We start from the raw sequence: 24723 nt of genomic DNA on the forward strand, positions 1-24723 counted from the left end.
AAGGGCACCCTGCGCCGGGTTCACATGCCAGGTGGGCATGCACCGGCCTGCGGCAGGGCGTAAATCATGTGTGGAAATGATTCTCGCACAGGCCCTGGGGCGTCCCCATGGGCACGGGCGAGAGCAGCTGCCACTACGCCGATTTACAGCGGAAACACCACAGTCACCAGCAGGCCGTGCCCCAGCGGGCCGGTGCCCAGCGTGAGGGCAGCGCGGTGCACGCGCGCAATTTCGTCGGCAATGGCAAGCCCAAGCCCCGTGCCCTCGCCCACCGTACCGGGCACCCGGTAAAAACGCTGCATGACGCGTCCTCGCTCGGCATCGGGCACGCCAGGCCCATCGTCTTCCACCTCGATGAACACACGTGGCGGCCCTGCGCGCCCTTGGCGCATGCCACAGCGTATGGTCACAATGCCGCCCGCCGGGGTGTACTTGATGGCGTTGTCCACCAGGTTGGACAACAACTCGCGCAGCAGCCAGCCATGGCCGGTGACATGCACGGGCTGGACTTCCAGCCCCAGGTCCAGCCCTTTGCCGGTGGCTGGGTCGAGAAAGGTCTCCAGCAGGGTTTCGCACAGGTCCTTGAGGTCTACGCGCTGGGGCGGCTGCGCGTCCAGGCTGCGCGCATCGGCGCGCGACAGTGCCAGCAGCTGGTGGGCAAGCTGCGAAGTGCGGCGCGTGGCATTGCGCAGCTTCTCGATCTGATCAACTCCTAAAACAATAGCACCTTTCGCTTGCCCATCGTGCGCTAGCGGCAATTTTCCCTCAAGATTTGACAAGGACACCTGGGGTGGTGCCGCCGCCTTGGCCATCATGGCCCAGGCTTCGACCTGTGCCTGCAGGCCCGCCAGCGGGGTGCGCAGCTGGTGCGCCGCATCGGCCACAAAGCGGCGCTGCCCTTCCGCCTGCGCATTGACCAGTGCAAACAGGCGGTTGAGCGAGTGCACGAGCGGGCGCACCTCGGCGGGCGACGAGGCTTCGTCGATAGGGCTCAGGTCACGCGGCGAACGGTGTTCCACCGCTTCGGCCAAGTCCACCAGCGGTTTGAAGGCCCGGCCCACAGCCCAGTGGATGGCCAGCGCGGCGGCGGCCACCAGCACCAGGTTGGGCAGCAGCACCCGCAGCAGGAGCTGTTGCGCCCATTGCTGGCGCGGGTCAGACCCGTCGGCCAGCGCCACCACCAGTTCGCCAGCACCGGTGCGACCACGCTGCACCGCCACCCTATAGGTCACGCCGCCAAACTCAACGCTGTGGAACTCGGGTGCATGGGTGGTGGGCACGGCACTGTGCACCCAGTCGTCGCCCAGCAGCAGACGTCCAGAGATGTCGCGCACGCTGTAACCCGCAAACCCGGTGTTCTGGCGCAGAAAGTCTTCGACCGGAGGCGCCAGCAGCAGCAAGGGCGGCTCGTGGTCACGGATGGACGGGGCCAGCACCGAATCTGCCAGTGCGGGCAACAGCCGCAGCAGCCGCTGGTCGTGCCGCCCGGCGGCCTCGTCGGCCGAGCGGTAGTCGAGCCACACGCCCACCAGAGCCAGCGCGCACAAAGGCAGCACCAGCAAGATCAGCAGCCGATTGCGCAGGTCGGAGGTCATGGCACGCAGGCCGGGGCGTGGGGAAGGGATGACTCGGTCCGGCGGCGTCATCATGATCCTTACCGACGGCTTCAGCCAGGCCGGTTCCGCTCAGGCGGCCTGGAGTTCAAGCCGATAGCCGAACCCGCGGATCGAACGCAGCGCCACGCCATGCGGCTCCAGTTTGCCGCGCAGCCGGGAGACGTAGACCTCCACCGCGTTGGGCGTGATCTCCTTGTCCCAGCCCGTCAGAGCCTGCAGAAGCTTGTCCTTGCTGGCAGGCTTGGGGGCATTGATGAGTAGGTACTCCAGCACAGTCCATTCACGCGGACCGAGCTCAATGACCTGCTCCCCGTCCCCGGTACGGATGCTGGCGCGACGGCCAGCCGTGTCCAACTCCAGCGGACCAAAGCTCAACACCGCTGTGGTCGCGGCCTGCGAGCGGCGCAGCAGGGCGCGCAGGCGTGCCAGCAGTTCAGGCAACTCGAAGGGCTTGACCATGTAGTCGTCAGCCCCGAGGTCCAGCCCCTGCACGCGGTCGTGCAGTGCATCGCGCGCGGTGAGGATCAGTACCGGCAGGGCGGGGCTTGCCATGTCGGGGCGGCGCAGGCGGCGGGTGAGTTCCAGCCCATCCATGGCCGGCAGGCCGATATCGATGATGGCCGCGTCGAACGACTCGGTGCGCAGCACCTCTTCGGCGCGCTCACCGCTTCCGACCCAATCCACGGCGTACCCCGCGTCGGTCAACCCCAGCTTGATGCCGCTGGCAACCATCACATCGTCTTCGACCAGCAATAGTCGCATATCAACCCACTTGTTCGCTGTGCATCGCGGCAGGCGCAATGGGCTGGCGCAGCCTCAGCCAGCGGCCACCGCGCAAGGCCCCCCAATACCTTGTGCTGGCGCTGGCGACGTCACCCACCCCGCGAAGCGAGAGAAGGGAGAAGGCGCGGAGCGACTCAGAGGGATGGACCATCTCAATGGCTACGAATCATGGTCCCGTAGGCCTGGTCGGTCAGGATTTCGAGCAGCATGGCGTGCGGCACACGCCCATCGATGATGTGCACTGCGTTCACGCCGGCCTTGGCAGCATCCAGCGCTCCCGCAATCTTGGGCAGCATGCCGCCAGAGATGGTGCCGTCGGCAAACAGCGCGTCGATCTCGCGGGCCGTCAGGTCTGTGAGCAGATTGCCCGCCTTGTCCAGCACGCCGGGCGTGTTGGTCAACAGCATCAGTTTTTCAGCTTGCAGCACCGTGGCCAGCTTGCTGGCGACCACGTCGGCGTTGATGTTGTAGCTCTCGTTGTTTTCACCAAAGCCGATGGGGCTGATGACGGGGATGAAGGCGTCGTCCTGCAGCGCCTTGACCACACTCGGATCGATGGAGACGATGTCTCCCACCTGCCCCACATCGTGCTCGATGGACGGGTTCTTGTTGTCCACCATCTTGAGCTTCTGCGCACGGATCATGCCGCCGTCGCGCCCCGTCAGGCCCACGGCCTTGCCGCCGGCCTGGTTGATCAGGCCCACGATGTCCTGCTGCACCTCGCCGGCCAGCACCCACTCGACCACTTCCATGGTCTCAGCATCGGTCACGCGCATGCCCTGGATGAACTCGCCCTTCTTGCCCAGGCGGTTCAGCGCAGTCTCAATCTGAGGTCCGCCGCCGTGCACGACCACGGGATTCATGCCCACGAGCTTGAGCAGCACCACGTCCTCGGCAAAGTCGGCCTGCAGCGCGGGGTCGGTCATGGCGTTGCCGCCATATTTGATGACCATGGTCTTGCCATGGAACTTGCGGATGTAAGGCAGCGCCTGGGCCAGGATTTCAGCCTTGTCGCGCGGGGCAATCGAAAGAAGGTCGGTCATGGAGGCGGGCCATCCAGAGAAAACGGTGAGGCGCAAATTGTGCCGCATTCGCGCGGCGCGCTGGGTTTGCCCGCGCACCCGCCGTCAGTGGCGCAACCAGTTGGGTACCTTGAAACGCACAATGGCCAGGTAGGCCATCACATAGCTGATGACGAACAGGCCGCAAAACGCCATCAGCAGTGGGGTATTGCTCCAGAACAGTACCGCAGGCACCACCGTCAGCAAGGTGAAGCCCCACAGGTAGGGGGATGTGCGGTTATTGCGCATCAACACCCTGCGCGATTCATCGTCATGGAAGACACCCCGAACAATGCGACGGTAAATCAATTGGTGGAAGTGCAGCGCATCGGCCACGCCGGGGGAAACGCCCCGCACGGTCTTGCGGTAAATCGAGAAGATCGTTTCCCATACGGGGTAGATCAACAAAAGCATGGGGAACCAGGGCGAAACATCGGCGTTGCGCTGCACCAGGGAAATGCTGGCCAGGGCGATCACGCCGCCCCACACGTAGGCACCGCCATCCCCCGCGAACAGCATGCCGCGCGGGTAGTTCCAGACCAGAAACCCGCCCGTCGCCGCCGCCGTGGACACCAACAGCGCAGCCAGCGCACGGTCCCCCACCTGCAGGGCCACATGGGCCAGCGCCAGGCAAACGATCAGAGCCACCATGCCCGCCAGGCCGTTGTAGCCATCAATGATGTTGAATGCATGGGGAAGTCCCGCAACCGCCAGAACAACCACCGCAACGCCCAGCCACGGAGCAGCGGCCAGCAAAGAATCCAGCCAGGGCCACCCCATGCGCGGCAAGGTCAGATCCAGCAGGATCACCGCCAGAGCGCCGGATGCACCGGTCAGGCTCAACCGGTAACGCACGGACAGGCGCTGGGTCATGTCCTCCGCAATGCCGCCCAGCGCGGCGGGCAGCAAGGCCACCAGCCAACCCCCCACCCAAGCTCCGAGCTTCAGCGAGCCAGGATCACCCCAATGGGTAGATTGAAGAACACCAAGGCCCCAACTGCACCCAATGCCCAGCAGCAATGCGGCCCCCCCCAAGCGGGGAACGTCCCCCAGATGAAAGCGTTGAGGCATGCCGTTGCCGTACACGGAAGCGTGGCTGTGCATCCACCGCACGATGAACCCTGCCGCCAACGCTGCAACGATGAATGCCACCACAGATAACCAGATCATGAGCGGCCGATGGTACCCGCACTCGGTCCCAGTGCCTGTAAGAAAGCGCTATCCACGCAGCCCCATCCCAGCGGGCTGGGGCTGCTGGCATGCTGCAAGGATGCTATGTGAGGAGAACCTGGCAAGACGCCACCACGAAGGTCCGAGCCTGAATCAGGCCGTCCCCCCGACAACCCCAAGGGGGCCACGGAGAGGTTCATGCGGTCAGAACCCGGGGCCACTACCGAAGCAAGCCACGGTAAAAACGCATCACCTTTTCCACGTACTGCTGCGTTTCGGGATACGGAGGGATGCGCCGACCATACTTGATCACGGCACCTTCCCCTGCGTTGTACGCCGCCAGCGCCAGTTCCTTGTCGCCATCGAACATGCGCAGCAGATCGGCCAGGTAGCGGGTGCCAATCTGCGCATTCACTTTGGGTTCCATCGCGGCATGCTCTCCGTCTGACGAAGGGCGCGCTGCAACCCCATAACGCTCAGCCGTTGCCGGCATGACCTGCATCAGCCCCAACGCACCTTTGCGCGAAACGGCTTTCACATTAAAGGCCGACTCTGCTGCCGCGACGGCAATCACAAATGCGGGGTCCAGCGACTGCGCCACCGCCGCCGCTTCCAGGTGCTGCTTGACGTCGTCATAGCCCGGAAACTGCAGTGCAGAGGGGCTGCGATCCTTGCCCTTCACCACCGAGGCGGGAGGCACACGGCTGAGCCAGATCACACCCCGCGTAGCCGCCGAAGGAGGCACATTGCCGATGTGGGTTACGCCCTCCCCATCCACAAACTCCCACACCTGGTTCGCCCAGGAGGACGGCAACCATCCCCCAACCAGAAAAACCAAGAGCATGACACCACGCATGACCGTCCCAAGCGATGGGAGATCGCGCTCGTCAGACTCCTTCCAAAACAGACTCATGGTTCTCATTTGACCTCGCGCCCTTCGCGAAAGAAACTTTTCAGCCCAGCACCGACCCGTTGAAACCAGGAGGCCGCTGCCTCGGGCTCAGGCTCCGGCCATGCCTCCCCCCGCCTTGAACGGATCAGCCGGGCGGGCATACCTGCAGCCACCATGCCCGCCGGCACATCCTGTCGTACCAGCGCCCCGGCTGCCACGACCGCGCCACGGCCAATCGTCACGCCCTCTAGAACAATCGCGCCCGCACCGATCCAGGCGCCGTCTTCCACAACGATTCTTGCCCGGGTGATTCGGTTGCGCGCAATCACCACATCCCCCCCATCGATGGCATGGCCGGCAGACAGCAGCTTGGCATGGGGGCCAATCAGGACATCCTCACCAATCTCCAGGCCACCTTCACCCGACAGGTAGCCTCCCACATTGACGATAGTACGGGCTCCGATGCGGATACCCACGCAGGGATCTGCTACCACATCGCCCAGCACCAGCCGTGTCTGGGCATAGATACTGACCCCGTCGGCCAGGCACAAGACATCGGAGCGCTGGCCGAAACGCATGACCGAGACGGACGGGTCGATCCGACATTCGGCGCCCATGCGATCCACACCTGCGTGTGACGCCGTGAAAGCAGGAATTCCCAGCAGCATGTCCGTCATGTTCACCGGCTGTGATGCGAGCCCATGAGCCTGCGCCAACGGCTGCGCCATGCGCGATCGTTCAGTTCCGCCGTCCTGGCCTGCAACGCTATTTGCGTGGTCGCAAGCTCAGACTCCACCAGTGTCTTTTCGGATCGCAGCGAACCCACCTCTGTGCGCAACTCATTGATCTCTTGCTGGAGTTTCCCAATGAGGTCCTTGGCTTCCGCAAAGGCCTTCTGGTGCTCCAGCAACGAAGCTCGTTCGCGCTGGTGCAGCACCGTCAGTGCTTGCAACTCGTCGCGCAAGCTTTCCGCCATGCCCCGAGCCTCTTTCAGCTCCCACGTTGGGGCATCCACAGAAGGCGTGACCACCACCATCCACTGGTAGACGTCAAAGTCCTGCCACCCAGCCAACAACGCCTGGCGCTGGTCGCCCGACAGGGCGCTCCAGTAGCCGGCGAATTCGCTGCATTCAACGGGTACCCTATTGGCTTCCCAGACCCGGGGAGCCCATCCGCAGTCCAGCAACATCTTCTCCATGCTGCGTTTGGTAAAGAAACGGACATGGGTCCTGTCCAGTTGGCCCTTGTCGGAATAGTCAAAGATGCCGCTTCGCATAGAAGCCAGAACCCCGGCATAGGCGATGTTCGGAACGGAAATCAGTAGACAGCCCATGGGAGCGACCAACTCACTCAACCGCTGCAGCACATCCTCGGGCTTTCTGAGGTGTTCCAGCACATCACACGCCATCACCGTATCAAACTGCCGACCCTTGAGCGCATCCAGCCAGTCGGTGTTGTCCAGATTTCCAGGGATGACCTCCACGTCCAGTGTCTTGAGCACTTCCAGCGCCTCGGGGTCGTTTTCCACCACCGTGACGCGATAGCCCCGAGCCAGGAGAACACGGGTCATGGCGCCAGGGCCCGGCCCAAGCTCCAGAACCGAGCCGCCACCTGGTGGCACGCGGCGCAGCAACCGAGCAGCCCACTCCTCACCATTCGGGTCGAATGCGTAGTCGTATCGCTCAATATTGGTCATGCATTTCCCTCCGCCTTTGGCGCCGGTTCGGGCTGCCACATCTGATCCCACAATCCCCACTGCCACCATGCCCAAGGCCGGGCCAGAACATCCTGCTCCAGCCGCTGGATGACTCTATCGATCGCCTGCCTGGGATTTTCCGGCAATGGCTCGACGACAACCTCCAGATGGTCAGGGCGTCGGGAATAAGTCACAGCATGCAGCAGCGGAACGCCCGTGGATTGCGCCAGACGCTCAATACCTGTGGGCAGACTCAGGTTTCCGCCCAGAAATGGGTTACCACGCAAACGGCCAAACTCGGGTCGCCATGCATCAGCCAGAATCACCCACGCTTGCCCCGCCCGCAGGCTTTCATGCACCGGGCGCAGCCCTTCACTCGTGGTGTGCCATTTTCCACCGGTCACCTCGGTATAGCCTTGAATTTTTCGCAGCAAAAAACGGCGCTGCGCAGCCTCAAGCTCCGGGTTGTCCAAGACCGGCATGGTCAGAACATTGGTGGCGACACCCTCCCTCGCCAAAGCAACCGGGGCCGTCAGAAGCCGGTCATAGTGATTGAGAACCAGTATGAAGCCCTTGCCTTGGCGAGCCAGGCCTTTGGCAAACTCGGCACCTTGCAGATCAATGGTCGGCCCTCCGGAACGGCCCAGGCGGCTGAAGGCCATGGCATCCACCATCTCCTGCGCTAACATGTCCAAGTGGGCACGAGCCCATTGCGCATGCTGCCCCCCCGTGGCTTGCGGGAAGACCCGGACAAACAAGCTTTCGAGCCAGCGCAGCAGGTGCTCGCGCTCCGCAGCTGATTCCCGCCCTATCCGCCCGGCCAGCCGCCAGGGCAGGGTCGTAGGCAGCCGGGCAATGAAAGGGAATAGCAGGTCCAGAGACCAGGCTCGCGTCATTCCACCAGCACCCATTCGTGTTCCAGCCAGGCAACACCAAACTCCCGGTGCTTCTGGTTCAGCACGGTAAAGGGCTGGATAAGTTCCGCCATGTCCAGCACCTGGATACCTGAATCATCCAGGACATAGACGCTCCAGAGGTATTCACCCGACAGGAGCGGTAAGCGTGGGAACCTGGCGCGAATGCGGTGGCTGCCAGTGCCCTGCAGCGGCTTACCCTCGGCACGAAACTGCGTGCTCGTGCCAAAAACGTTGTCCTTGTCCGGGCGAACAATTGCAAACAACACATGAAACGGCGCGTCAGCATAGGACTCGATCTCGATCTCTACCGACAGATCCTGAAACGAATCCACCTGCGCAGGGTTGATGCCGTCCCCCGTTTCGATCGTCAGGCCTGCGATTTTTACCAGTGGTGCTCCCGACGAAGACGCCGCTGCGGGCTGCGCCGCTTCATCCTTTTTTGCAGCCTCATGGGCTTCGACGCGCAGGTGGGCATACCTGCGTCGCTCATGGGATTCGTAGGCGGTCACCACGTCCTCGGTCGCTCCGATCGCTTGCACGCGACCACCGTGTATCCATGCCGCCCGCTGACAGAGGCTTCGTACCTGATACAGGTTGTGGGAACAGAAAAGCACCGTGGCGCCTCGCTCACGAAGCTCCAGAATACGATTGAGACTCTTCTTCTGGAAATGCAGGTCGCCCACGGAGAGCGCCTCGTCCACGATCAATACATCCGGATCGATGGCCGTCGCAGCGGCAAAAGCCAGCCGCATGAACATGCCCGATGAGTAGGTCTTCACCGGCCGCTCCAGCGTCTCCTTGGTCAACTCCGAGAACGCAGTGGCACGGACAATGAAGTCCTCCATGGCGGTGCCCTCCAGCCCATGCAACGCGGCCATGAAGCGGATGTTGTCGTAGCCGGACTCCTCCGGGTGAAACCCCGCGCCAAGCTCCAGCAACGCGGCAACGCGGCCTTCTTGAAACACCTGCCCACGGGTGGGACGGATGGTGCCTGCCGCGATTTTCAGCAAGGTGCTTTTGCCCGCACCGTTTTCACCGATGAGGCCAAACGTTTCGCCGGCCTGCACCTCAAAATCCACCCCGGTCAAAGCGACATGTATACGGTGGCGCTGCTTACGCGTCACCCACTCCCAAAGCCGGTCCTGCGGACGGCTGTAGACCATATAGGTCTTTTCAATGCCTTCAAAGCGGATCGTCATGGCTTTACAAGGCCTCGCCCAGTGCAGACTTCATTGAGCGGAAGAACCACCACCCCCCTCCACCCAGCAACAACACCCATACGGCCAAGGCCACGGGGGTTCCCGGCGGTACCGGCATATGCAATACAGTGCTCTGCACCATCAGGACCAGGCAAGCTACGGGGTTGAAAAGGAACCAGTTGTGGAATTTCTCCGGCACCTGGGACAGGGGGTATACGACAGGTGTCAGGTAGAACCAGAGCTGTAGTGCGAAGGCCACCATGGAGCCCACATCACGCCACAGAAAGTGGGCCATGCTCAGCAGCAACGTAAGACCAAAGGTCAGCGCAATCTGGGCCAGCACCAGAACCGGTAGCCAAGCCAGTGACGCGTAAGGCCCCACACCCCGCACCACCGACAAGACAATCAACAGCGCATAGCCAATACCCAGAACGAGCAGGCTACCGCCAACGGACACTGCGGGCAGTATCTCCGCAGGCATAGGCTGCTTGCGCAGAAAGTCCTCGTACGCCGCCAGAGACCCAACCCCCCGGCCAATGGCATCGGTAAAGGGTAGCCAGACTGCAAGCCCCGCCAGAAGGTGCAGCAGATAGCCATTGTTCACGTCCAGCCCGGGCACCCGCACCGCCAGCACCAAGCCAAAAAGAACATAGAAGATAGCCAGCGTGGCTACGGGCTGAACAAAAGCCCAGGCAAAACCCAATACCGAACCGGCATAGCGCGTCTTGAACTCGCGCACCATCCAGTACCGCCAAAGCACCCACAACTGGCGCGCATTGCGCGGCGCTGCCGATGAGACCCCTGTGGAATGGGAAACAGGGCGCGTCATGCTACCGTCCGCAGCCATTCGACCGATTTGGCCACCCCATCCTCGAAAGCCATCGTCGGCTTCCAGAACAGCTCGTTCCGGGCACGCTGAATGTCCAACACATTGACCGGTGGGTCAAAAGGACGCGCAGGGAATACACGCCGTTCTACGGCATGCCCCAACAACTGCTCCAGTGTGTGCACAATATCGTTGACGCTGTGCCCTGCACCACCGCCAATGTTGAATATCCGGGTCTCCCCCTCATGGCGCGCCGCTGCTGCGAACGCATATCCCACATCCGCAGCGTAAACAAAATCGCGCACCACGGACCCGTCCCCCCACACATCCAGCGGTTGCGCATTGAGCGCACGGTGTGCAAAAACGGCAATCACACCTTGGACCCCATGGGGTTGCTGCCACTCACCGTAGGGATTGCTCAAACGCAGAATCCGGCATGGCAGGCCATGCTGTGCCTCTTCGATGCGCAAGTGGTGCTCAATCGCCAGTTTGGTGGCGCCGTAGGCCCCCATGGGCATGGTGGGGTGGGCCTCACACAAAGGCACATACTGCGGCCGCCCGTACACCGCCCCACCGGATGACGCAAACAGCAACTTGGGGCGCGCGGCCTTTTTGCGCAACTCCTGAAGAAGGCGCAAGGTTCCCACCAGATTGGTCTGGACATCCTGGATGGGGTCCTCACTGGCCGTGGCCGGCACCGTGGAGGAAGCGAGGTGAACAATCACGTCTGCCCCCCCCACCACATCCCACCAGGAGGGCAGGTCAAAACAATCTGCCTGCACCTCTCCCCCCAGCCAGGGAGCACTACCCGCAGCCGACAATGACCGGTCTACCGACCACACCTCTGCGCCTTCCGACGCCATGGCACGCCCAATATGGCGCCCCAGAAACCCAGCACCTCCCAGAATCGCGCAACGCATCAGGAAGCCTCCACTTGCTGCTGGGTGCGCGCGTGCAGCAGGGCTGCTTCAAAGTCCTTCGCAACCATGTCCCAAGTCTGCGCCCGCGCAAACTTTTCGGCCCGTGCGCTCAAAGCATGGCGCCGTTCATCGTTCTGCAACAAGTCACAGACGGCATCCGCCAACCCCTCGGGCGAAGACTCCGCCAGAGCGGCCACGTCTTCATTGAGCAGCCATTCCACGTTGGGCCCCCGATTCGAAACCACAGCACAACCCGAAGCCATCAACTCCAGGGGCAACAGCGATGCATTCGTGAGCGACAGAACCAGCGCCACATCGCACTGGCTGTAGAGATCCGGCAGATCATCGAGCGCCACGGTTCCACACCCCAAGTGTGGAAACGGAATGTGATAGCCAGCCGTGTCCCAGCCTGCCAGTACGAACTGGACGTCGGGCATCCGCTCCCACACTGCATTCAGCACCAGAAGTCCTATCTCAAACGCCCTGCGGGGAGTGGGGGGACGCGCGTAGAAGAACACCCGGCGAATCTCCGGCTCCCTGCGCGGCAAGCGCCGGTAACGCTCTAGTTCCACACCAAAACCTATAGCGTGGGTGGTCATGCCATATTCATTCGCCAACTTGCTGGCCAGCCAGCCGCCCGCCGTGATCCCGAAAAATCCAAAGCTGTAAGTATTCTGTGCTAGGACCGACTCCGACCCGACGGGGTAAAAATGCGGCTCGTAGTCCTGTACAAAGTAGAGCTTGTGCTTCGCGCCCGTAAAGGCGCGTACGGTGTAGGCAGTGTCCCATCCCGTAGCAATGGAGAATTCGCACGGCGGCAGATCTTCAAGACCCAACAACACCTGCGCCTGAAGCGGAAAGAAGTGCTTCCGAATGGCCTCGCGGGCCTCCTGCGCATCGTGGTGCATGACGGGCTTGCCGATCACGATACTGGAGGTGTAGCCCATCTGCTCCAGATGCCAGATGGTGCGGAAGATGTTCAGATGGCCACCGGACCCGACATTGAAGTCAGGAATGAACCACAGCAAGGTGCCCGGCTTAGCCTCACCCGACTGGGCAGGCAAGACATAAGGCAGGGCAAAGTCGTAGTGGCGAAAGACATCCACATACCTTCCTGGGCCTTGGCGCAGGCGACGCACCACAGCACGCAGGGCGGCAAAAACGCCTTCCTTGCGCGCCATTTCTTTCACACGCCAAATCTTCTTGGACAGATTCAACGCCATGGTCAGACAGCTCCCGCACGCTGCAATTGCTCATCGCGCGACACCGAGCGCAGCAGCCAAGCGGGCAAACGGTCATGGTGCGTGCCCAGGTATTGTCCCGAAACCCTCGCCATTTCAATGAAGCCCATGTAAATCGCATTTTTACAAAGGCGCCAGCCCTGCAGCCCCCCGCTGCGCAACCAGCCAAGATCCCGCTTAGCCAAGTACAGACCAGACTTCAAAGCCTGCGCCAAGCTGTCCTGAATGCGATAGCCAAAGTAGAGATGGAATGAGCGTGCTTCGTCAAAATTGCGCTGCAACGTCTCCCACACACCGAAATCGTGCGAATGGTAGACCACCGCATCTGGCACAAAGGCCTTCGCGTGCCCCGCCTCAATGGCGCGCAGCGCCCATGTCTGGTCCTCTGCAAATGCCACTTCTGGCAAAGGCAATTGCTCCCACACCGAGCGGCGAATGCATGAATTGTTGCTGGAGAAAAAGTGCAGCCACTGGCGATAACTAGGATCTCTGGCAAACCGGGCGGGGTCTTCAAGGCGAACCACAGACAGCTTGTCACCAAAGCCGGCAAAATGCTGATTCAGCTCACAGTGCGTAACATGCCGCGCTTGGGGATGGGCTCGATGAGGACCAAAAGCCCCCGCGACGCCTGGCTCAGCATCGCAGCCCTGCACCATGTTGTACAGCCATTTGGAGCCCGCAGGTCGCGCGTCTTGCGTGATAAACACCAGAAACTGCCCCCTTGCCATGGAAGCCAGTAGATTGCGGGTACGGCCGTGGCCGAACTCTGCAGCGGGAATGGTCTCTACACGAACACCACGCTGCCGGGCACATTCCACAGAATTATCGGATGAACCGGAATCCACCACGATAACCTCGAATGGCCAAGGTGCTTGCTGCGAGAGCACAGCATCCAGCACTTCACCCAGCAAGGGCCCTCCGTTCTTGACGGGGATCAACACGGAGGCGCGTATTTCAGTCATTGTCTAGGTGCAGCAAGGGCTCGCTCAGGATACGGCGTCATATGCCCTGCGCCTGACAGCGACTCAGGGCGACAGGCCTAGCGATCCGCAAAGCCTGCCATTGTACTGTGCACCCTTTGTAATCAGCCCTGCCCGCCAACCCCCAAGGCTCCGGACGCCCGCTAATTTGCTGCAGACTGTTTCGAGAACAAGGCCCTGATCGCAGCACCATCCAAATCCACCCCGTACTTCTTGAAAAGATCCTCCCGGACTTTCTTGCTTCCCTCTTGGCGGCAGTAAGTGACTGCGCGGGTGGGCACGGAAACCGCCACATCTCCCCAGGCCAGCTGGCGGCCTTCACGTTTTTCGTCTACTTTAAAGAGATAGGCAAAATCACCCTCCCGAATCGGACCTACCATTTCACCCTGATTGGTAGTGGCCAGCACACGCAGGACGCTAGCGTCTTCTTCAAAAAGGGTAACCCAACCCAGATCTCCCTGGGCATCAAGCTTGTACACGGATTCCGCCTGCTTGGCCAAATCGTCAAACGATTTCGCACCGGAGGCCACTGCCTGGGCTTGCTTCATCAACCATGCCGCTGCGGGCTCACCCTCAAGGGACTCAGAAGCCGGGAGAATCACGCGACTCAACCGCGCCATGGGAGGCACCCTGAAAGCCTGGGGATGATCCTCGAAGAACTGGCGAGCGGCAGTTTCGTCCGCCGGAGGCTTGCAGGCTGGCGCGAGCTTGGTATACACAGCCTGGGCATAAACATCATCAAAACGCTGCGCCTCCTTGCTCTCTTCTCGGGGCTGGCCCATTGCAGCACCTTCCAGCGCTAATGCCCGGACCAAGGCCATTTCCCGCAAGGTGGTTTGCACACCCCAGACGTTCCGGCTGGTGGAGCGCAAATCCACTCGACGGTCCAAATACACGGACAAATCAGCCTTGGTAATGGTTTCACCATTGGCAAAGCGCACCAGCGCCTCCCCAGCCCCAGCCGTAGAGACTGCGACTGCCAGCGCAACAGCAACAAAAGCGCGGGGCCAATTCAAGTTCTTCGAAAAATGACTCATAGCAATATTTAAGAAGTACACATACTCAAAGGCGCTCAGCGGCACGGTCCCAAAGCGGGCCGTAAATTACATCCACCACGGTATCCACCGAGTTGAGCACTACCAGATCACGTTCACCATCACCATCCAGATCAATCAGCTGCAAGCCGGTGGAGAACCCACTGGTCTTCAACCACCGTGTTTCAAGCACCTTGGCGTCGGCATCAAGACGCTGCAGATAAAGCTTTGCATCTTCACCCCAAACCACGAGATCGTCGGACAACGGCGCTACCGAAACACTGCCGGTCAGAGGGGACTGGATCCATTGGAGTTCCCCGCTTTGCATGTTGATGCGGGCGTTCCGCGAACCCGTCTCCAACGACACATACAGCCAAAGGCCCGACGGTGACGGCCGGGCCTGACGTGCGATTGCAGCAAAGCTTGCGAGAACACGCGGTGTTGCCAGCAAATCCGCATCAGACACCGCCACTACCTTGCGATCATCCAGACACGCCACCGCAATACCCCCCCCTTGTGTGCCAGGAAGTTTGCTCACGCGCACTGGATGCCACGGAGCCTCGCACCAGCGGGATTTTTTTGACGTAGCGGCCTGGCGATTGTCTTCATACCAGTCGATCCACGACACTTCCTTACCGCTGTAAGGCGTCGCCAGGAATTTGTACTGCCCTTGCGAGGCGTTGACCAGAATCACATCTCGCGGCGCAAAACCCACCACCGCCTGGTGGACACGTACCATGCGCTCACCCTCAATGCGGAAGATATCCAGACTACCGGTGGTCTCCACCGCCGCTGCAACCAAGCTGTCTGACAACCAGATCGCAGAATCTGGGTGATACGCCACCGTTTGGCGATCCAACAGACGCGAGACTCTGCCGTCAATTTTGTGCAACGCCACCTTCCCTTCCTCATGCTCAATCAGCACGAGGCGGCAACCCATGGCAGTGGAACAACGCGCCTCCCCCCCCCACACCATGGGGGCTTCGATCTTGATACGGTCACCCCCACCTTGGGGCACCTGTACGGCCGGGGATGCTGCAGCCCCAGCACCTGCGACTGGCTGCATCTGACAACCCGCAATCATCACCAGGCACGCCACCACACCGAACCAGCGAAAGTGAACAGAACGAGACAATTTCATGAAAACTCCACAAGCAAAAAAAATGGCGCCAGTTTGGCGCCATTTTTTTTGGCAACACCCCAAAGGGTATTGCCAAGTTTTATTTCTTTTGTTGCATGCAGCACCGAAGTGCCACATGCACTAAGAAATATTAGTTGTGCGAACCGAGAACCGATTGCACAGCACCGAAAGCAGGTGCGCTGATCAGGCTGTACGTGAACACGGAACCGCCCAGGGAGAACAGCGACTGGCCAGAAGTACCTGGATAGTCAGCTGGCTCAGCAGCCACGGGAGCCCACTCGATGAAACCATCGGTGAAGTTGGCAGGACGACCAGGGATGGTTTCTGGGTTGAAGAACGACAGTTCGGCTTCAGCCAGAGCGAAGTTCACCGACTTACGGTTTTGAGCCGCGTCGTACATGTTGACCGTGTGGGTGCCGCGTTGGTCACCAGTCGACCACACCACGATGCGGGTTTCCAGACCAGCATTCAGAGCGGCGTCAACTGCATAGCGCATGCTGAAAGCAGGCGTGGCCGAAGGACCAGCCGTCACAGCACGTGCACCAGCAACAGACAGCAGGTTCAATGGACCCAGGGTCGTCAGGTCAGAGCCAGTAGCCAGGGTCAGAGGACCGTCGATGACTGGAACGAATGCCACGTCTTGTGCAGTGGTGTTCACTTGGAAAGCATTGGCACCAATAGCGCCCGTGCCCATGCCAGCAGCGGCGTTAGCCACATTGCAAGCGCCAGCAGCGGTGGTGGAAGCAGTGTTAGCACCCACAGCGAACACCAGGTAACCGCGGGTACCAGCCAAGCCGGTGCCGGATTGTTGCGACCAGATGAAGGGCTCGTAGTCCTTGTTGGTCAGAGGGAAGCAACCGTCGGTCACGTGGTTGGAGTTCGCATCAAAGAACGTCCAGAACACAGGCACAACGTTACCGGTTTGGTTGATGATACCCACAGCGGTGGTATCGGTGTCGCCGTTGTGGATCACGTTAGGAACCACGAAACCATTGCTGAACGTACCCACGGTGTACGCCTGCGCCACACCAGCACTCAGCGCAGCGGCTGCAACGGCTGCCATTGCAAATTTTTTCATCTTCTCAGTCCTTAGATAATTGAAGGAAGCTTTCCCACCCTGTGCGGGATCTGCAACCCATCCGTACTCCGTTTGGGTTGATGCAATCTTATACTGATACCTTTGATTTTTTCAACCTATTTCCACGAGAAACCCACTGCATGCTCGTTTGTTGCACTCAAACAACGAAGTATCACTGGGCTGTTGGAAACATGACACTACGGCGCTGCACATGGTGCCACACGCCATCGATGCGGCGCCATTCGTCTTCGGCGACAGCCTCTTGCTTTTTCACGCGCAGCAATGGCAACGAGTAGCGCATCCACACATTGACCAGTGCGCGGTCGCCTTCAATGCTGCGTACGCCACGGACCTCTACGGCGTCAAAGGCAATGCCACCACGCTTGAGGTAGGCCTCGAGCGTTGCATTCGGGTCTTTGGACAGCTCCTCATAGGCCCAAGCGCCTACACGGTCATTTTTCTGAATGAGCCCCCAATACGCTTTTGCGCGCGTTAGAAGTGCTGCTTGGTCATCTTCAGCCGACACCACTGCGCCACCTGTGGCGGCACAGCCCACCAGCACCGCCAAAACCGCAGGCGCTGCCAAGGTCGCGACGAGATGACGACGGGTAACAGGTTTTGTCATGTAAAGAATCTCCTGATTGACTATCTATATATGGGATACGCCACGCTGGCTAGAGCCATAGCAGCCAGGCGCAGTCAGCGCGAAGGTTGCAACTGGGCATCTGGGGGGCGGAAACTCATGGGTTGGGCCTGCAAAGACAAGGAGCGCATGCGTTCGCGCATCTCCGCACTGGCCGAACGCAGTTGATCATCGTCCTCCAGGGCGCGGGGCGTCATTAACACCAGCAGCTCCGTGCGGTTGCGCTGGTTTGACGTGTTGGAGAACAAGGCCCCCAACAATGGGACATCCGCAAGCCCCGGCAACCCGCTACGAGTATTGCTGTCATTTTCACGGATCAACCCGCCCAGAACGATGGACTCGCCGGAACGCACTGCGACACGCGTTTGTATTTGCCGGGTCTGAAAGGACCGCTGTTTTGTCACAACATCCTCTTCACCCACATCGGTGACTTGCTGAGAGATGTCCATGGAGATCAACCCTCCCGCATTGACGGATGGCGTGACGGTGAGCAGTACGCCAGTGTCTTTGTATGTTATGGACTGAGTAATGAAATTACTGCCCGTAGCGGCCGCCGTTGAACTCAGAATGGGTTGTTGCTGACCGACCTGAATATTGGCGGTGTGGTTGTTCAGAACCAAGATAGACGGACTGGACAACAACCGCACTTGCGATTTTGTGGCAACGGCGTTCAGCGTGGCGCGAACTACATCCGCCTTGCTGATGGTGTACGAGAAACCGGGTATTTTGGCGCCTATGCCACTGCTGTTGTTGGAGTCCAGCAGCGCCTCTCCTTGACGCCCCCTGCTAAGACCGTTTTGCAAGTACCACTCAACGCCGTATTCCAGGTTGCCCGTGAGGCTCACCTCCACGATGCTGGCCTCAATCAACACCTGCATTGGAGCCCTATCCAGCTCGCGCAATGCCTGCTCGATGCGGCGGTATTCGGTGCGCGGAGCGCGAATCAGGAGTGCATTGCGCTTCTCGTCCGCAACCACACGCACGTTGCCATCCAATTGACTCGTTGACGTAAGGGATGTGTTGTTCGAAGAAGTTCTGTTTCCGCCAGCACCCAGCGCGGCGTTTAAAGGACTACTGCCCGTGCCGGAGCTGCTGCTATTGCCATAGAGCCCGCTGGAACTGCCCGTATTGCCAGTGCTGCCCGTACCCAGACCGGCGCCCCCCGCCCCCCGAGAGAACTGCGTGGGCGCCGAGCCCGCCGCGACGCCACCCGAGCTGGCTTGCCCGGACTGCCCACCAAAGAGGCCATTGAGCATTTCCGCCAGTTGCAATGCTGAGCCGTTTTGCACCGGATACACAAACAGGCTGGCCTCCAGCGTATCGGTGGGACGGTCCAGGCGACGGATCCAGGTTTCCACTTGGGCCAACAAATGACTGCGCGGCGTGACCACCACCAGGGCATTCAGGCGCTCAACGGGAAAGACGCGAATCAAGCCACCCAAAGGGGTCGCCATCTGGGCGCCGGCACCGCTGGCACCACCACTTGCGGCCGCACCACCTGCAGCACTACCCGACGTGCTAGGCGCTCCCCCCGCAGGTGCGGCACCAGCCCCCCCATAGGGATCGGAGGATTTGTCGGAGCCTAGCATCGCCTGCAGGGCATCCCGTACCACGTTGACGTTGGCGTTTTCCAACACGAACACACCCAGCGACATGCCAGAGAGAAAGTCCACGTCAAACGCTTCTACCATTTCCAGCCAACCACCCAACTGGGCCTTGCTGCCCTGCAGCACCAGCAGGTTGCGCAGGGAGTCCACGTAGACGATGGCCTCACGGGGTGCGATAGGCGCCAGAATCTTGGCCATCTCGGCCGCTGCTATGTGGTTCAAGGGAACGATAACCGTCCCGGCACCCGACAGATCCTTGAATTTGGACGCCCCTACCACCGGGCGCGCGCCTACGGTAACGGTACGCTTGGTCACGTGATAGACCCCCGCGTTGTCGCGGACGATGGCCAAGTCGTGGGGCAACAGCACCGCATCCAGCACATCCAGCACCTGACTGCGCAGCAGCGGCTGGCGCGTATGCAGGCTCACCACCGTTTCGCCACCTGCGTCGATGGTGTAGTTGAGCTTGAGCAGGTCACCTAGCAACGCTGTAGCCAAGTTGCTGACAGTGACATTCTCGAAATTGAGCGCCACCTTGTCGCCCTTGGCAAGCACGGGATCGATTGCAGGCGCCTTGTCGCGCTTGAAAAACTGGTCGTTGCCAGGATATAGCTTGGTGCTGGAAGAAGCATTCTTTTGCGCCTGCTCCTTGGGCGCTGACGCCGCCGGTGCAGGGCTTGGCGCCACTGGCGCAGCCGCAGCTGCAGCTGCAACAGGCTGCGATGGCCCCGGTGCTCCGCCAACTGCGACCTTGGAGTCCGCAACTCCGGACGCCGCAGGACCTCCCTGCGTGCTGGCACAGCCTGCCGCCAGCAATGCGAGCAAGAGGATGGATGGCCGAATATTCATAGAGATAGCTCCAATATTGGGGTACGCCGCTAGGGCTTATTGATTTGTTGCAGGCCTGCGCAGGCGGTCACCGATCGGTCCGGCTTTCACGGCCGCCGCACTTCCCGCTTCCAGCGGGCGCTCTACACGTTGGTCATCAGCTGACACAAAGAGAGCCTTGCGGCCATCAAAGGATTCAACTCGCCAGGGTTTTGTTTCCCCGGTGATCTTGAGGGTGCTGCCATCGGGGCGCTGCAAGATGGCCACACGCTCCTTGCCAGACTCAAATACTGCAGTGAGGCGCGCCTGCAGCAACTCCGTGACCAGACTGGTCTTTTTTTCTTCCACCGCCACCGGGCGCCGCGATGCCCACAACAAAGGGCGCTCCACTGCCTGCTTTGCCCGGACCTTGATCACCGGGGGCATGGGCTCAACCTTTGGAAGATCGGGCCGGCGCGCTTGCGGCGGGTTCCAGCGCTCTTTTTCGGTATGCCACCAGTAAGCGCTCGCAGCCAAAGCTACGGCACCCAGGACGGGGCCGACGTACCAGGGTTTGATCATGGCTTGGCCTTTTCTGGTGCCAAGGGGGCCTCCAGCTGCAAAGACAGGCGTGCATTTTGCGGACCCGCGCCAGAACTTGCCCCCTCACGCGTGATGTTGGCAGTGCGCACCCAGAAAGGAGGGCGGTGCGTCTGAAGACTTTCCATAAAACTCACCAACTTGACCCATTCACCATTCACGGTTGCCGTCAAGCGTATGCGCGCCAGCTTGCCATCCACCCCAGGTTCCAGTGCGACCTGGGACGAAACCAGCGTGCCGCCAGAAGCCATGATCATCTGGCGAAGCTTCTGCTGGATATCGTTTTGAGAAGTTTCGCCAGCAGGGTGCACCAGCGGGGCCACTGTACTGCTTGCTGCGCTGAGCAGGGTTTCGATTTCAGCGCCGGCGTTCACCACCCCTTCCAGGCGTTCGCTGCGGGGCTCCAGTTGTTGCAGGGCGTTGTTGTAACGCGCCCAGAGAGTGCTGTAAATCAGAGCGGCACAAGCCAAGGCGCCAACAAACAGCACCAGCAGCAAAACCACCGAATGACGGCGCCATACATTCATTTTCATGGTTTTGCTCCCTCGCCCCGCCAGCGCATTTCAAACGTGAAGCGCTCTTTATTCAGCGTGCCGTCGCGCACATTTGCCCCGGTGGCGCGCACATCCACCAGGCCAGGCTGGCGCCCTAGATGCCCAATAAGTTCGGTAGCGTTAGCCGTCAAGCCCGTGATCCGGATTTCGCTACCGTTGACTTCGATGCGATCGAGCCAGGTGTCGGTAGGAATAGCGGCGGAAAGCGCATCCACGACACTGGCGAGAGGCAGGTCCGTACTGATGTTCTTGCGAAGCTCTTCCGCCAGCTCTGCTTGGCGACGCAGTTCATCCATCTTCTGGCGCAAGGGAGCCGCCTTGGGCTCCAGCATGTTGACGTGCTCCACAGCGCGGACCACGGCCTGGCGCTTCAAGACCAGCGGCATGAGTGCCGGCAATGACAATGCTGCGAGCAGGACAAGCACCAGCCCCACCCCCAACCAATCCATCCAACGCTGGCGGTTGTACTGCTTTTGCCACGCCGCAGTACGGACGGGAAGCGCGCGCCCCTGGCGCATCAGATACACAGGCGCATTTTCGGCAAACCCGTGCTGCGCCATTTGCTCGGCCAGAGTGTTGCGTCGGCACATGCCCCACTCCACCATCCAACCGCCTTGGGCTTGAGGTTCTGCCCACCATGCCGCCACAATCTGTTCCGGCGGCATGGGAGAGATCCGCCACAGGGCTTCTTCGACGCCGCCTGCCAACGAGCGCCGCGGCATATCCGGAAACTGCACGGTGCCCCAAAGACAGCCGGACTCCGGTACCAGCAGGCTGGAAGCCTTTCGGTTGTTGGCGCGCTTGCGGGCACGGGTTCCAGTGATGGTCCAACGCTCTCCGTCGGACGCAATGGCTGCACTCGCGACTGCAGGCCAGGCGCCATGCTCCATGAGAACGCGCTTGAGATCACCGAAACCCCATGCCATTCGGTCCAGTGTTTTTTGCGCACGAAGAGATAGCTGCCCCCAACCTGTCATGGCTTGAATTCCTGTTCCGGCTTGTTTAAGCGGCGTGTCGGCTCCAAAGAGAGCGTTGTCCAGGGCGTCAGACCACCGGGACGCTCGCTGAGATCGATCCATGCCTCACGCTGCCACCAGCGATCACCTTCAGCCCGCACAAAAGCATTGAGGCGCACTGTCAGACCGCCTCCAGCGCGGGCAGGCGAGAAAAATTCGGCTGCAGCTCCTGTCAAAAGCACGCCAGCCCGCGTTTCCGGTGGGGAGTTGTGAATGCGCGCCCCCAAACCTGGCTGTCCCGTGAGGACGTCGATCAGGGCGGGGGGGGCTGAATCGATTTCGATGCGTTGCTGCCCATTGATACCCAAGTGGGGCGCGATTATCTCATAGAGCTCAGATGTCATTCCCAGGACTGATCTCAGTTCCGAAAGGTCATCCAGCGCGCCATTTCGAGGCAGGGAGGGCCAGCCAGCAGCGCGGTATTGGGCAGCCTCAGCCCCGCCCACACCACCTGGCGTGTCGTCAGGGTCGATGAAGTCCCGCACGCGTGAAGTCAAGATGGCAGCCTCCCCCGAGGAGAGCCCTCCAGCTCTTTGAAATAGCGCCTGCAGCAGAGCTTCGCTGGCGACATTAACGTCTACCAGACCTCCAGAAGGCGTGACCTCCACCCAGATGTCATTCGACCCCATTGGCAAACGTTGAATGCGGTACCAACTGTCTGCGGTCTTTTCGGTCATCATTCGCTGCGCTGTCAGTTGGATCGCGGCGTCCAGCACGGACTCAGCGCGTAAGCGTTCCAAATCCAGCGCTGCGCGCTGCGTTTGCTGGCGAATCCCCCGTGAACTCGCCATCACCACCAATGACAAGGACGCAACCAGCCACAGCACCAGAATCAGCGCTGCGCCCCGGCTGCCGTGTTTCGACCGCTTCATCACCTTGCCCTCGCGAGAGGGAACACCAGAGGAGGCCAGGCTCCGCGCGCATCGGCAATTTCCACCCGGATACGTGCCGGGTACTGCGCTTTGGCAGAGTCCCATTGCTGAGTCCACTGCCCCGTCAGTCCGTCCTGGTAATGCCACTGAAGCGTTCGCACATCCGACAGAAGTGTTTCGCGCAAAGCCTTGCCCCAGTCCAGCGCCATCAGTGCTCCGTCATAAGGAACGGCTTCTACCGACAGATCGACGCGCCCATCGGCATGGCGCAGGGGGCTCATGCGAAATACATAGAGCCCCCCAGCATCCCCCCGCTCCGGCAATGGCGCCACCCAGATCGCACCCGCAGCATTTCCGCTAAAGAAATTCACAAAGATGTTTTCGTCGCGCCGACTCAACAAGCGCAGGGTGTCAAACTTGCGCCCAAGCCATTGGCTGACCACCAACATGCGTTCAGAGCGCTCAATGACGCGCTGGTTGCGCTCTTCCGAACGCCCGATGACTCCCACCCCCGCAAACATCAGAGCGACCACTGCGGACGTCACGGCCAATGCGACCAGCAACTCCAACAAGGTAAAACCACGGGATGTTTTCCGAAAAGAGTGGGTCATGGTGCAGACCTGTAGGGCTTCCATGTGGTCCATGTGACAGCCGTCACCCCATCTTTACTGACCTCTACGGTCACCCTTGCCGCACGCACAGGTGGCCCGGCTACGGGGCGACCACTCTCGTCCATCATTTGGACCGGTTCGGGCGCCACCTGAATCCGCCAATTCCAATCGCCCGCCCGCCCGGATTCCTGTCGCATCAAATCCTCTGCAAAGGTTCCAGCAGCCACTGCCGACCTGGCCACGAGAGAGGCCTCCACCCGAGCCTCCACGTCCACCACATTTTTGGAGCCTTGCCCCACGCTGCGGTAAAGACTTGCCAGCGCAATGGAAGCAATTGCCATGGCTACCAAGGCCTCCAGCAAACTGAACCCCCGTTGATTCCGATGCGCTCGCCTGAATGACTTGAAAATAGGATCAATCAGGGGCAACAGACAGCACGTCACGGTCATGACTGGGCCACGACCATGGATTGCTCCACCGTCCCAAGGAGCCAGTTCACGCGAAAGCTGACGCCCTGCCCACCTCTTAGCACTGCAAGCCGCCCGCCACGTGCGCCGCCGTCGGAATTGAACACAAAAATAGGTTCTCCCACGGCAGTTGCAGTTTTGCCAGTCCGCGAATTGCGCTCAATCGCTTCCCACTGGACCACCAGTGATGCAGGCACCTCCAGAGCCAGGCGTCCGTCAACCACCAGCCTGCGAATGTCTGGCTGGTAGGTCACGGTCACCGAACGGCCTTCCTGGACGCTGAGCGCACGCGCTTTGTTCAATTGGCTGGAAACATCCCGTACCGTCTGGTTGTAGCGTGACCGCTCCATGTACGCCTGCCCGCCCGCCCCCACTACGGAGACAGTAATGGCAGCCAGCACCAGCACGACCAGCATCTCCAACAACGTGAAGCCACGGATGCGGAGGTCTGGCGCCAACAAAGGGCGGCTCATGCGAGACAAGTCACCAGACGGCACTGGGGAGTGGAAAGCGCAACAGAGCGTCAGTTAAAAACGTCCGCGTTCTCACCGTCACCGCCCGGCTTGGCGTCGGACCCCAGAGAGAACACGTCGGGCCCGCCATTGCGTCCCGGGTTTTTGTACAAATAGGCGGCACCCCAAGGATCAGAAGGCAGGCCCTTCTTCAGGTAGGGGCCATTCCATCCCTGGGCCGTTGCAGGCCGCTCTGCCAGGGCACGCAGCCCTTCAGCATCATTGGGATAACGGCCGACGTCCAGCTTGAAAAGGTCCAGGCTCTGCTCAATTTCCGAGATCTGAATGCGGGCCGTCTTGGACTTGGCACCACCGAGTTGATCAAGCACCTTCGGGCCCACCAGCCCGGCAAGCAACGTCAGAATCACCAGAACCACCAGCAATTCAATCAACGTGAAGCCCGAGGAACGCTGCGCTCGCGCCATTGCTTTGTGTTCAAAATTCACTACATTCATTTCAAAATCTCTCAAATAATCCAGA

Annotated in this window: 26 protein-coding genes; all 26 read right to left on the reverse strand. The window is 60.7% G+C overall.

The genetic code is table 11. The features are described from left to right. Positions 1-143: 143 nt before the first annotated feature. A complete protein-coding gene (locus ACQ4MJ_RS17555) occupies positions 144-1595 on the reverse strand; it encodes an ATP-binding protein (RefSeq protein ID WP_431151817.1) in 1452 nt (483 codons plus the stop codon). Between the two features lie 90 nt (positions 1596-1685). Beyond that, positions 1686-2378, reverse strand: coding sequence for a response regulator transcription factor (locus ACQ4MJ_RS17560; protein ID WP_055396780.1), 693 nt, complete (start codon positions 2376-2378; stop codon positions 1686-1688). 173 nt (positions 2379-2551) lie between these two features. Next, positions 2552-3442 (reverse strand): acetylglutamate kinase, encoded by an 891-nt coding sequence (gene argB / locus ACQ4MJ_RS17565; RefSeq protein WP_055396782.1) that lies wholly within the window; start codon positions 3440-3442, stop codon positions 2552-2554. Positions 3443-3526: 84 nt separating this feature from the next. Continuing rightward, positions 3527-4630: a glycosyltransferase family 4 protein gene (locus tag ACQ4MJ_RS17570; RefSeq protein WP_029413975.1), complete on the reverse strand. Its 1104-nt coding sequence runs from the start codon at positions 4628-4630 to the stop codon at positions 3527-3529. A gap of 220 nt (positions 4631-4850) precedes the next feature. Continuing rightward, positions 4851-5543 carry a lytic transglycosylase domain-containing protein gene (locus tag ACQ4MJ_RS17575; RefSeq protein ID WP_431151816.1) on the reverse strand — a complete coding sequence of 231 codons (693 nt, stop codon included), beginning with the start codon at positions 5541-5543 and terminating at the stop codon, positions 4851-4853. A gap of 5 nt (positions 5544-5548) precedes the next feature. Further along, positions 5549-6199 carry an acyltransferase gene (locus ACQ4MJ_RS17580; RefSeq protein ID WP_228897400.1) on the reverse strand — a complete coding sequence of 217 codons (651 nt, stop codon included), beginning with the start codon at positions 6197-6199 and terminating at the stop codon, positions 5549-5551. Positions 6200-6201: 2 nt separating this feature from the next. After that, on the reverse strand, positions 6202-7218 hold the full coding sequence (locus ACQ4MJ_RS17585; protein ID WP_121507603.1) for a class I SAM-dependent methyltransferase: 1017 nt from the start codon (positions 7216-7218) through the stop codon (positions 6202-6204). After that, a complete protein-coding gene (locus ACQ4MJ_RS17590) occupies positions 7215-8114 on the reverse strand; it encodes a lysophospholipid acyltransferase family protein (RefSeq protein ID WP_199727037.1) in 900 nt (299 codons plus the stop codon). The genes ACQ4MJ_RS17585 and ACQ4MJ_RS17590 overlap by 4 nt, the downstream gene beginning before the upstream one ends. Continuing rightward, the gene (locus ACQ4MJ_RS17595; protein ID WP_121422246.1) at positions 8111-9334 is read right to left on the reverse strand and encodes an ABC transporter ATP-binding protein; all 1224 of its coding nucleotides are present in this window, start codon (positions 9332-9334) and stop codon (positions 8111-8113) included. Before ACQ4MJ_RS17595 ends, ACQ4MJ_RS17590 begins: the two co-directional genes overlap by 4 nt. Before the next feature lie 4 nt (positions 9335-9338). Further along, positions 9339-10163 (reverse strand): ABC transporter permease, encoded by an 825-nt coding sequence (locus tag ACQ4MJ_RS17600; protein ID WP_431151814.1) that lies wholly within the window; start codon positions 10161-10163, stop codon positions 9339-9341. Further along, complete coding sequence (locus ACQ4MJ_RS17605; protein WP_121507605.1) at positions 10160-11080, reverse strand: NAD-dependent epimerase/dehydratase family protein; 921 nt, start codon at positions 11078-11080, stop codon at positions 10160-10162. Before ACQ4MJ_RS17605 ends, ACQ4MJ_RS17600 begins: the two co-directional genes overlap by 4 nt. Further along, positions 11080-12303: a glycosyltransferase family 4 protein gene (locus ACQ4MJ_RS17610; protein ID WP_199727038.1), complete on the reverse strand. Its 1224-nt coding sequence runs from the start codon at positions 12301-12303 to the stop codon at positions 11080-11082. The genes ACQ4MJ_RS17605 and ACQ4MJ_RS17610 overlap by 1 nt, the downstream gene beginning before the upstream one ends. Before the next feature lie 2 nt (positions 12304-12305). Further along, positions 12306-13283 (reverse strand): glycosyltransferase family 2 protein, encoded by a 978-nt coding sequence (locus ACQ4MJ_RS17615; protein ID WP_431151813.1) that lies wholly within the window; start codon positions 13281-13283, stop codon positions 12306-12308. A gap of 161 nt (positions 13284-13444) precedes the next feature. After that, positions 13445-14338, reverse strand: a complete 894-nt coding sequence (locus ACQ4MJ_RS17620) for a peptidylprolyl isomerase (protein WP_431151812.1) — start codon at positions 14336-14338, stop codon at positions 13445-13447. Between the two features lie 25 nt (positions 14339-14363). Beyond that, positions 14364-15476, reverse strand: coding sequence for an FG-GAP repeat domain-containing protein (locus ACQ4MJ_RS17625; RefSeq protein WP_147433776.1), 1113 nt, complete (start codon positions 15474-15476; stop codon positions 14364-14366). A gap of 130 nt (positions 15477-15606) precedes the next feature. Next, a complete protein-coding gene (locus tag ACQ4MJ_RS17630; protein ID WP_121507608.1) occupies positions 15607-16554 on the reverse strand; it encodes a hypothetical protein in 948 nt (315 codons plus the stop codon). A gap of 172 nt (positions 16555-16726) precedes the next feature. Beyond that, positions 16727-17179: a hypothetical protein gene (locus ACQ4MJ_RS17635; protein ID WP_121507609.1), complete on the reverse strand. Its 453-nt coding sequence runs from the start codon at positions 17177-17179 to the stop codon at positions 16727-16729. A 74-nt stretch (positions 17180-17253) separates the two neighbouring features. Continuing rightward, positions 17254-19653, reverse strand: a complete 2400-nt coding sequence (gene gspD / locus ACQ4MJ_RS17640) for a type II secretion system secretin GspD (protein WP_121507610.1) — start codon at positions 19651-19653, stop codon at positions 17254-17256. A gap of 36 nt (positions 19654-19689) precedes the next feature. Continuing rightward, positions 19690-20193, reverse strand: a complete 504-nt coding sequence (locus tag ACQ4MJ_RS17645) for a hypothetical protein (protein WP_233559458.1) — start codon at positions 20191-20193, stop codon at positions 19690-19692. Beyond that, the gene (gene gspM / locus ACQ4MJ_RS17650) at positions 20190-20744 is read right to left on the reverse strand and encodes a type II secretion system protein GspM (RefSeq protein ID WP_199727039.1); all 555 of its coding nucleotides are present in this window, start codon (positions 20742-20744) and stop codon (positions 20190-20192) included. Before gspM ends, ACQ4MJ_RS17645 begins: the two co-directional genes overlap by 4 nt. Beyond that, positions 20741-21742, reverse strand: a complete 1002-nt coding sequence (locus ACQ4MJ_RS17655) for a PilN domain-containing protein (protein ID WP_431173659.1) — start codon at positions 21740-21742, stop codon at positions 20741-20743. Before ACQ4MJ_RS17655 ends, gspM begins: the two co-directional genes overlap by 4 nt. Next, positions 21739-22653 (reverse strand): general secretion pathway protein GspK, encoded by a 915-nt coding sequence (locus ACQ4MJ_RS17660; protein ID WP_431151808.1) that lies wholly within the window; start codon positions 22651-22653, stop codon positions 21739-21741. The genes ACQ4MJ_RS17655 and ACQ4MJ_RS17660 overlap by 4 nt, the downstream gene beginning before the upstream one ends. Next, complete coding sequence (locus ACQ4MJ_RS17665) at positions 22653-23264, reverse strand: prepilin-type N-terminal cleavage/methylation domain-containing protein (protein ID WP_431151807.1); 612 nt, start codon at positions 23262-23264, stop codon at positions 22653-22655. The genes ACQ4MJ_RS17660 and ACQ4MJ_RS17665 overlap by 1 nt, the downstream gene beginning before the upstream one ends. Continuing rightward, complete coding sequence (locus tag ACQ4MJ_RS17670; protein WP_431151806.1) at positions 23261-23713, reverse strand: type IV pilus modification PilV family protein; 453 nt, start codon at positions 23711-23713, stop codon at positions 23261-23263. Before ACQ4MJ_RS17670 ends, ACQ4MJ_RS17665 begins: the two co-directional genes overlap by 4 nt. After that, positions 23710-24204 (reverse strand): GspH/FimT family pseudopilin, encoded by a 495-nt coding sequence (locus ACQ4MJ_RS17675; RefSeq protein ID WP_431151805.1) that lies wholly within the window; start codon positions 24202-24204, stop codon positions 23710-23712. The genes ACQ4MJ_RS17670 and ACQ4MJ_RS17675 overlap by 4 nt, the downstream gene beginning before the upstream one ends. Before the next feature lie 50 nt (positions 24205-24254). Next, positions 24255-24698 carry a type II secretion system major pseudopilin GspG gene (gene gspG / locus ACQ4MJ_RS17680; RefSeq protein ID WP_055396821.1) on the reverse strand — a complete coding sequence of 148 codons (444 nt, stop codon included), beginning with the start codon at positions 24696-24698 and terminating at the stop codon, positions 24255-24257. Between the last annotated feature and the right edge of the window lie 25 nt (positions 24699-24723).

It is taken from the genome of Acidovorax facilis, assembly GCF_050626955.1.
In the GTDB taxonomy this organism is placed as follows: Bacteria; Pseudomonadota; Gammaproteobacteria; order Burkholderiales; family Burkholderiaceae_C; genus Acidovorax; species Acidovorax facilis.

What these genes read in the sequence shown, in the direction of transcription:
- ACQ4MJ_RS17590 (WP_199727037.1), bottom strand. Translation starts at nt 8,114, where the DNA reads ATGACGCGAGCCTGGTCTCTGGACCTGCTATTCCCTTTCATTGCCCGG.
- ACQ4MJ_RS17570 (WP_029413975.1), bottom strand. Translation starts at nt 4,630, where the DNA reads ATGATCTGGTTATCTGTGGTGGCATTCATCGTTGCAGCGTTGGCGGCA.
- ACQ4MJ_RS17615 (WP_431151813.1), bottom strand. Translation starts at nt 13,283, where the DNA reads ATGACTGAAATACGCGCCTCCGTGTTGATCCCCGTCAAGAACGGAGGG.
- ACQ4MJ_RS17655 (WP_431173659.1), bottom strand. Translation starts at nt 21,742, where the DNA reads ATGACAGGTTGGGGGCAGCTATCTCTTCGTGCGCAAAAAACACTGGAC.
- gspD (WP_121507610.1), bottom strand. Translation starts at nt 19,653, where the DNA reads ATGAATATTCGGCCATCCATCCTCTTGCTCGCATTGCTGGCGGCAGGC.
- ACQ4MJ_RS17635 (WP_121507609.1), bottom strand. Translation starts at nt 17,179, where the DNA reads ATGACAAAACCTGTTACCCGTCGTCATCTCGTCGCGACCTTGGCAGCG.
- gspG (WP_055396821.1), bottom strand. Translation starts at nt 24,698, where the DNA reads ATGAATGTAGTGAATTTTGAACACAAAGCAATGGCGCGAGCGCAGCGT.
- ACQ4MJ_RS17595 (WP_121422246.1), bottom strand. Translation starts at nt 9,334, where the DNA reads ATGACGATCCGCTTTGAAGGCATTGAAAAGACCTATATGGTCTACAGC.
- gspM (WP_199727039.1), bottom strand. Translation starts at nt 20,744, where the DNA reads ATGAAAATGAATGTATGGCGCCGTCATTCGGTGGTTTTGCTGCTGGTG.
- ACQ4MJ_RS17600 (WP_431151814.1), bottom strand. Translation starts at nt 10,163, where the DNA reads ATGACGCGCCCTGTTTCCCATTCCACAGGGGTCTCATCGGCAGCGCCG.
- ACQ4MJ_RS17620 (WP_431151812.1), bottom strand. Translation starts at nt 14,338, where the DNA reads ATGAGTCATTTTTCGAAGAACTTGAATTGGCCCCGCGCTTTTGTTGCT.
- ACQ4MJ_RS17580 (WP_228897400.1), bottom strand. Translation starts at nt 6,199, where the DNA reads ATGACGGACATGCTGCTGGGAATTCCTGCTTTCACGGCGTCACACGCA.
- ACQ4MJ_RS17605 (WP_121507605.1), bottom strand. Translation starts at nt 11,080, where the DNA reads ATGCGTTGCGCGATTCTGGGAGGTGCTGGGTTTCTGGGGCGCCATATT.
- ACQ4MJ_RS17660 (WP_431151808.1), bottom strand. Translation starts at nt 22,653, where the DNA reads ATGAAGCGGTCGAAACACGGCAGCCGGGGCGCAGCGCTGATTCTGGTG.
- ACQ4MJ_RS17555 (WP_431151817.1), bottom strand. Translation starts at nt 1,595, where the DNA reads ATGACCTCCGACCTGCGCAATCGGCTGCTGATCTTGCTGGTGCTGCCT.
- ACQ4MJ_RS17675 (WP_431151805.1), bottom strand. Translation starts at nt 24,204, where the DNA reads ATGAGCCGCCCTTTGTTGGCGCCAGACCTCCGCATCCGTGGCTTCACG.
- ACQ4MJ_RS17560 (WP_055396780.1), bottom strand. Translation starts at nt 2,378, where the DNA reads ATGCGACTATTGCTGGTCGAAGACGATGTGATGGTTGCCAGCGGCATC.
- ACQ4MJ_RS17575 (WP_431151816.1), bottom strand. Translation starts at nt 5,543, where the DNA reads ATGAGTCTGTTTTGGAAGGAGTCTGACGAGCGCGATCTCCCATCGCTT.
- ACQ4MJ_RS17665 (WP_431151807.1), bottom strand. Translation starts at nt 23,264, where the DNA reads ATGACCCACTCTTTTCGGAAAACATCCCGTGGTTTTACCTTGTTGGAG.
- ACQ4MJ_RS17670 (WP_431151806.1), bottom strand. Translation starts at nt 23,713, where the DNA reads ATGACCGTGACGTGCTGTCTGTTGCCCCTGATTGATCCTATTTTCAAG.
- argB (WP_055396782.1), bottom strand. Translation starts at nt 3,442, where the DNA reads ATGACCGACCTTCTTTCGATTGCCCCGCGCGACAAGGCTGAAATCCTG.
- ACQ4MJ_RS17610 (WP_199727038.1), bottom strand. Translation starts at nt 12,303, where the DNA reads ATGGCGTTGAATCTGTCCAAGAAGATTTGGCGTGTGAAAGAAATGGCG.
- ACQ4MJ_RS17625 (WP_147433776.1), bottom strand. Translation starts at nt 15,476, where the DNA reads ATGAAATTGTCTCGTTCTGTTCACTTTCGCTGGTTCGGTGTGGTGGCG.
- ACQ4MJ_RS17585 (WP_121507603.1), bottom strand. Translation starts at nt 7,218, where the DNA reads ATGACCAATATTGAGCGATACGACTACGCATTCGACCCGAATGGTGAG.
- ACQ4MJ_RS17645 (WP_233559458.1), bottom strand. Translation starts at nt 20,193, where the DNA reads ATGATCAAACCCTGGTACGTCGGCCCCGTCCTGGGTGCCGTAGCTTTG.
- ACQ4MJ_RS17630 (WP_121507608.1), bottom strand. Translation starts at nt 16,554, where the DNA reads ATGAAAAAATTTGCAATGGCAGCCGTTGCAGCCGCTGCGCTGAGTGCT.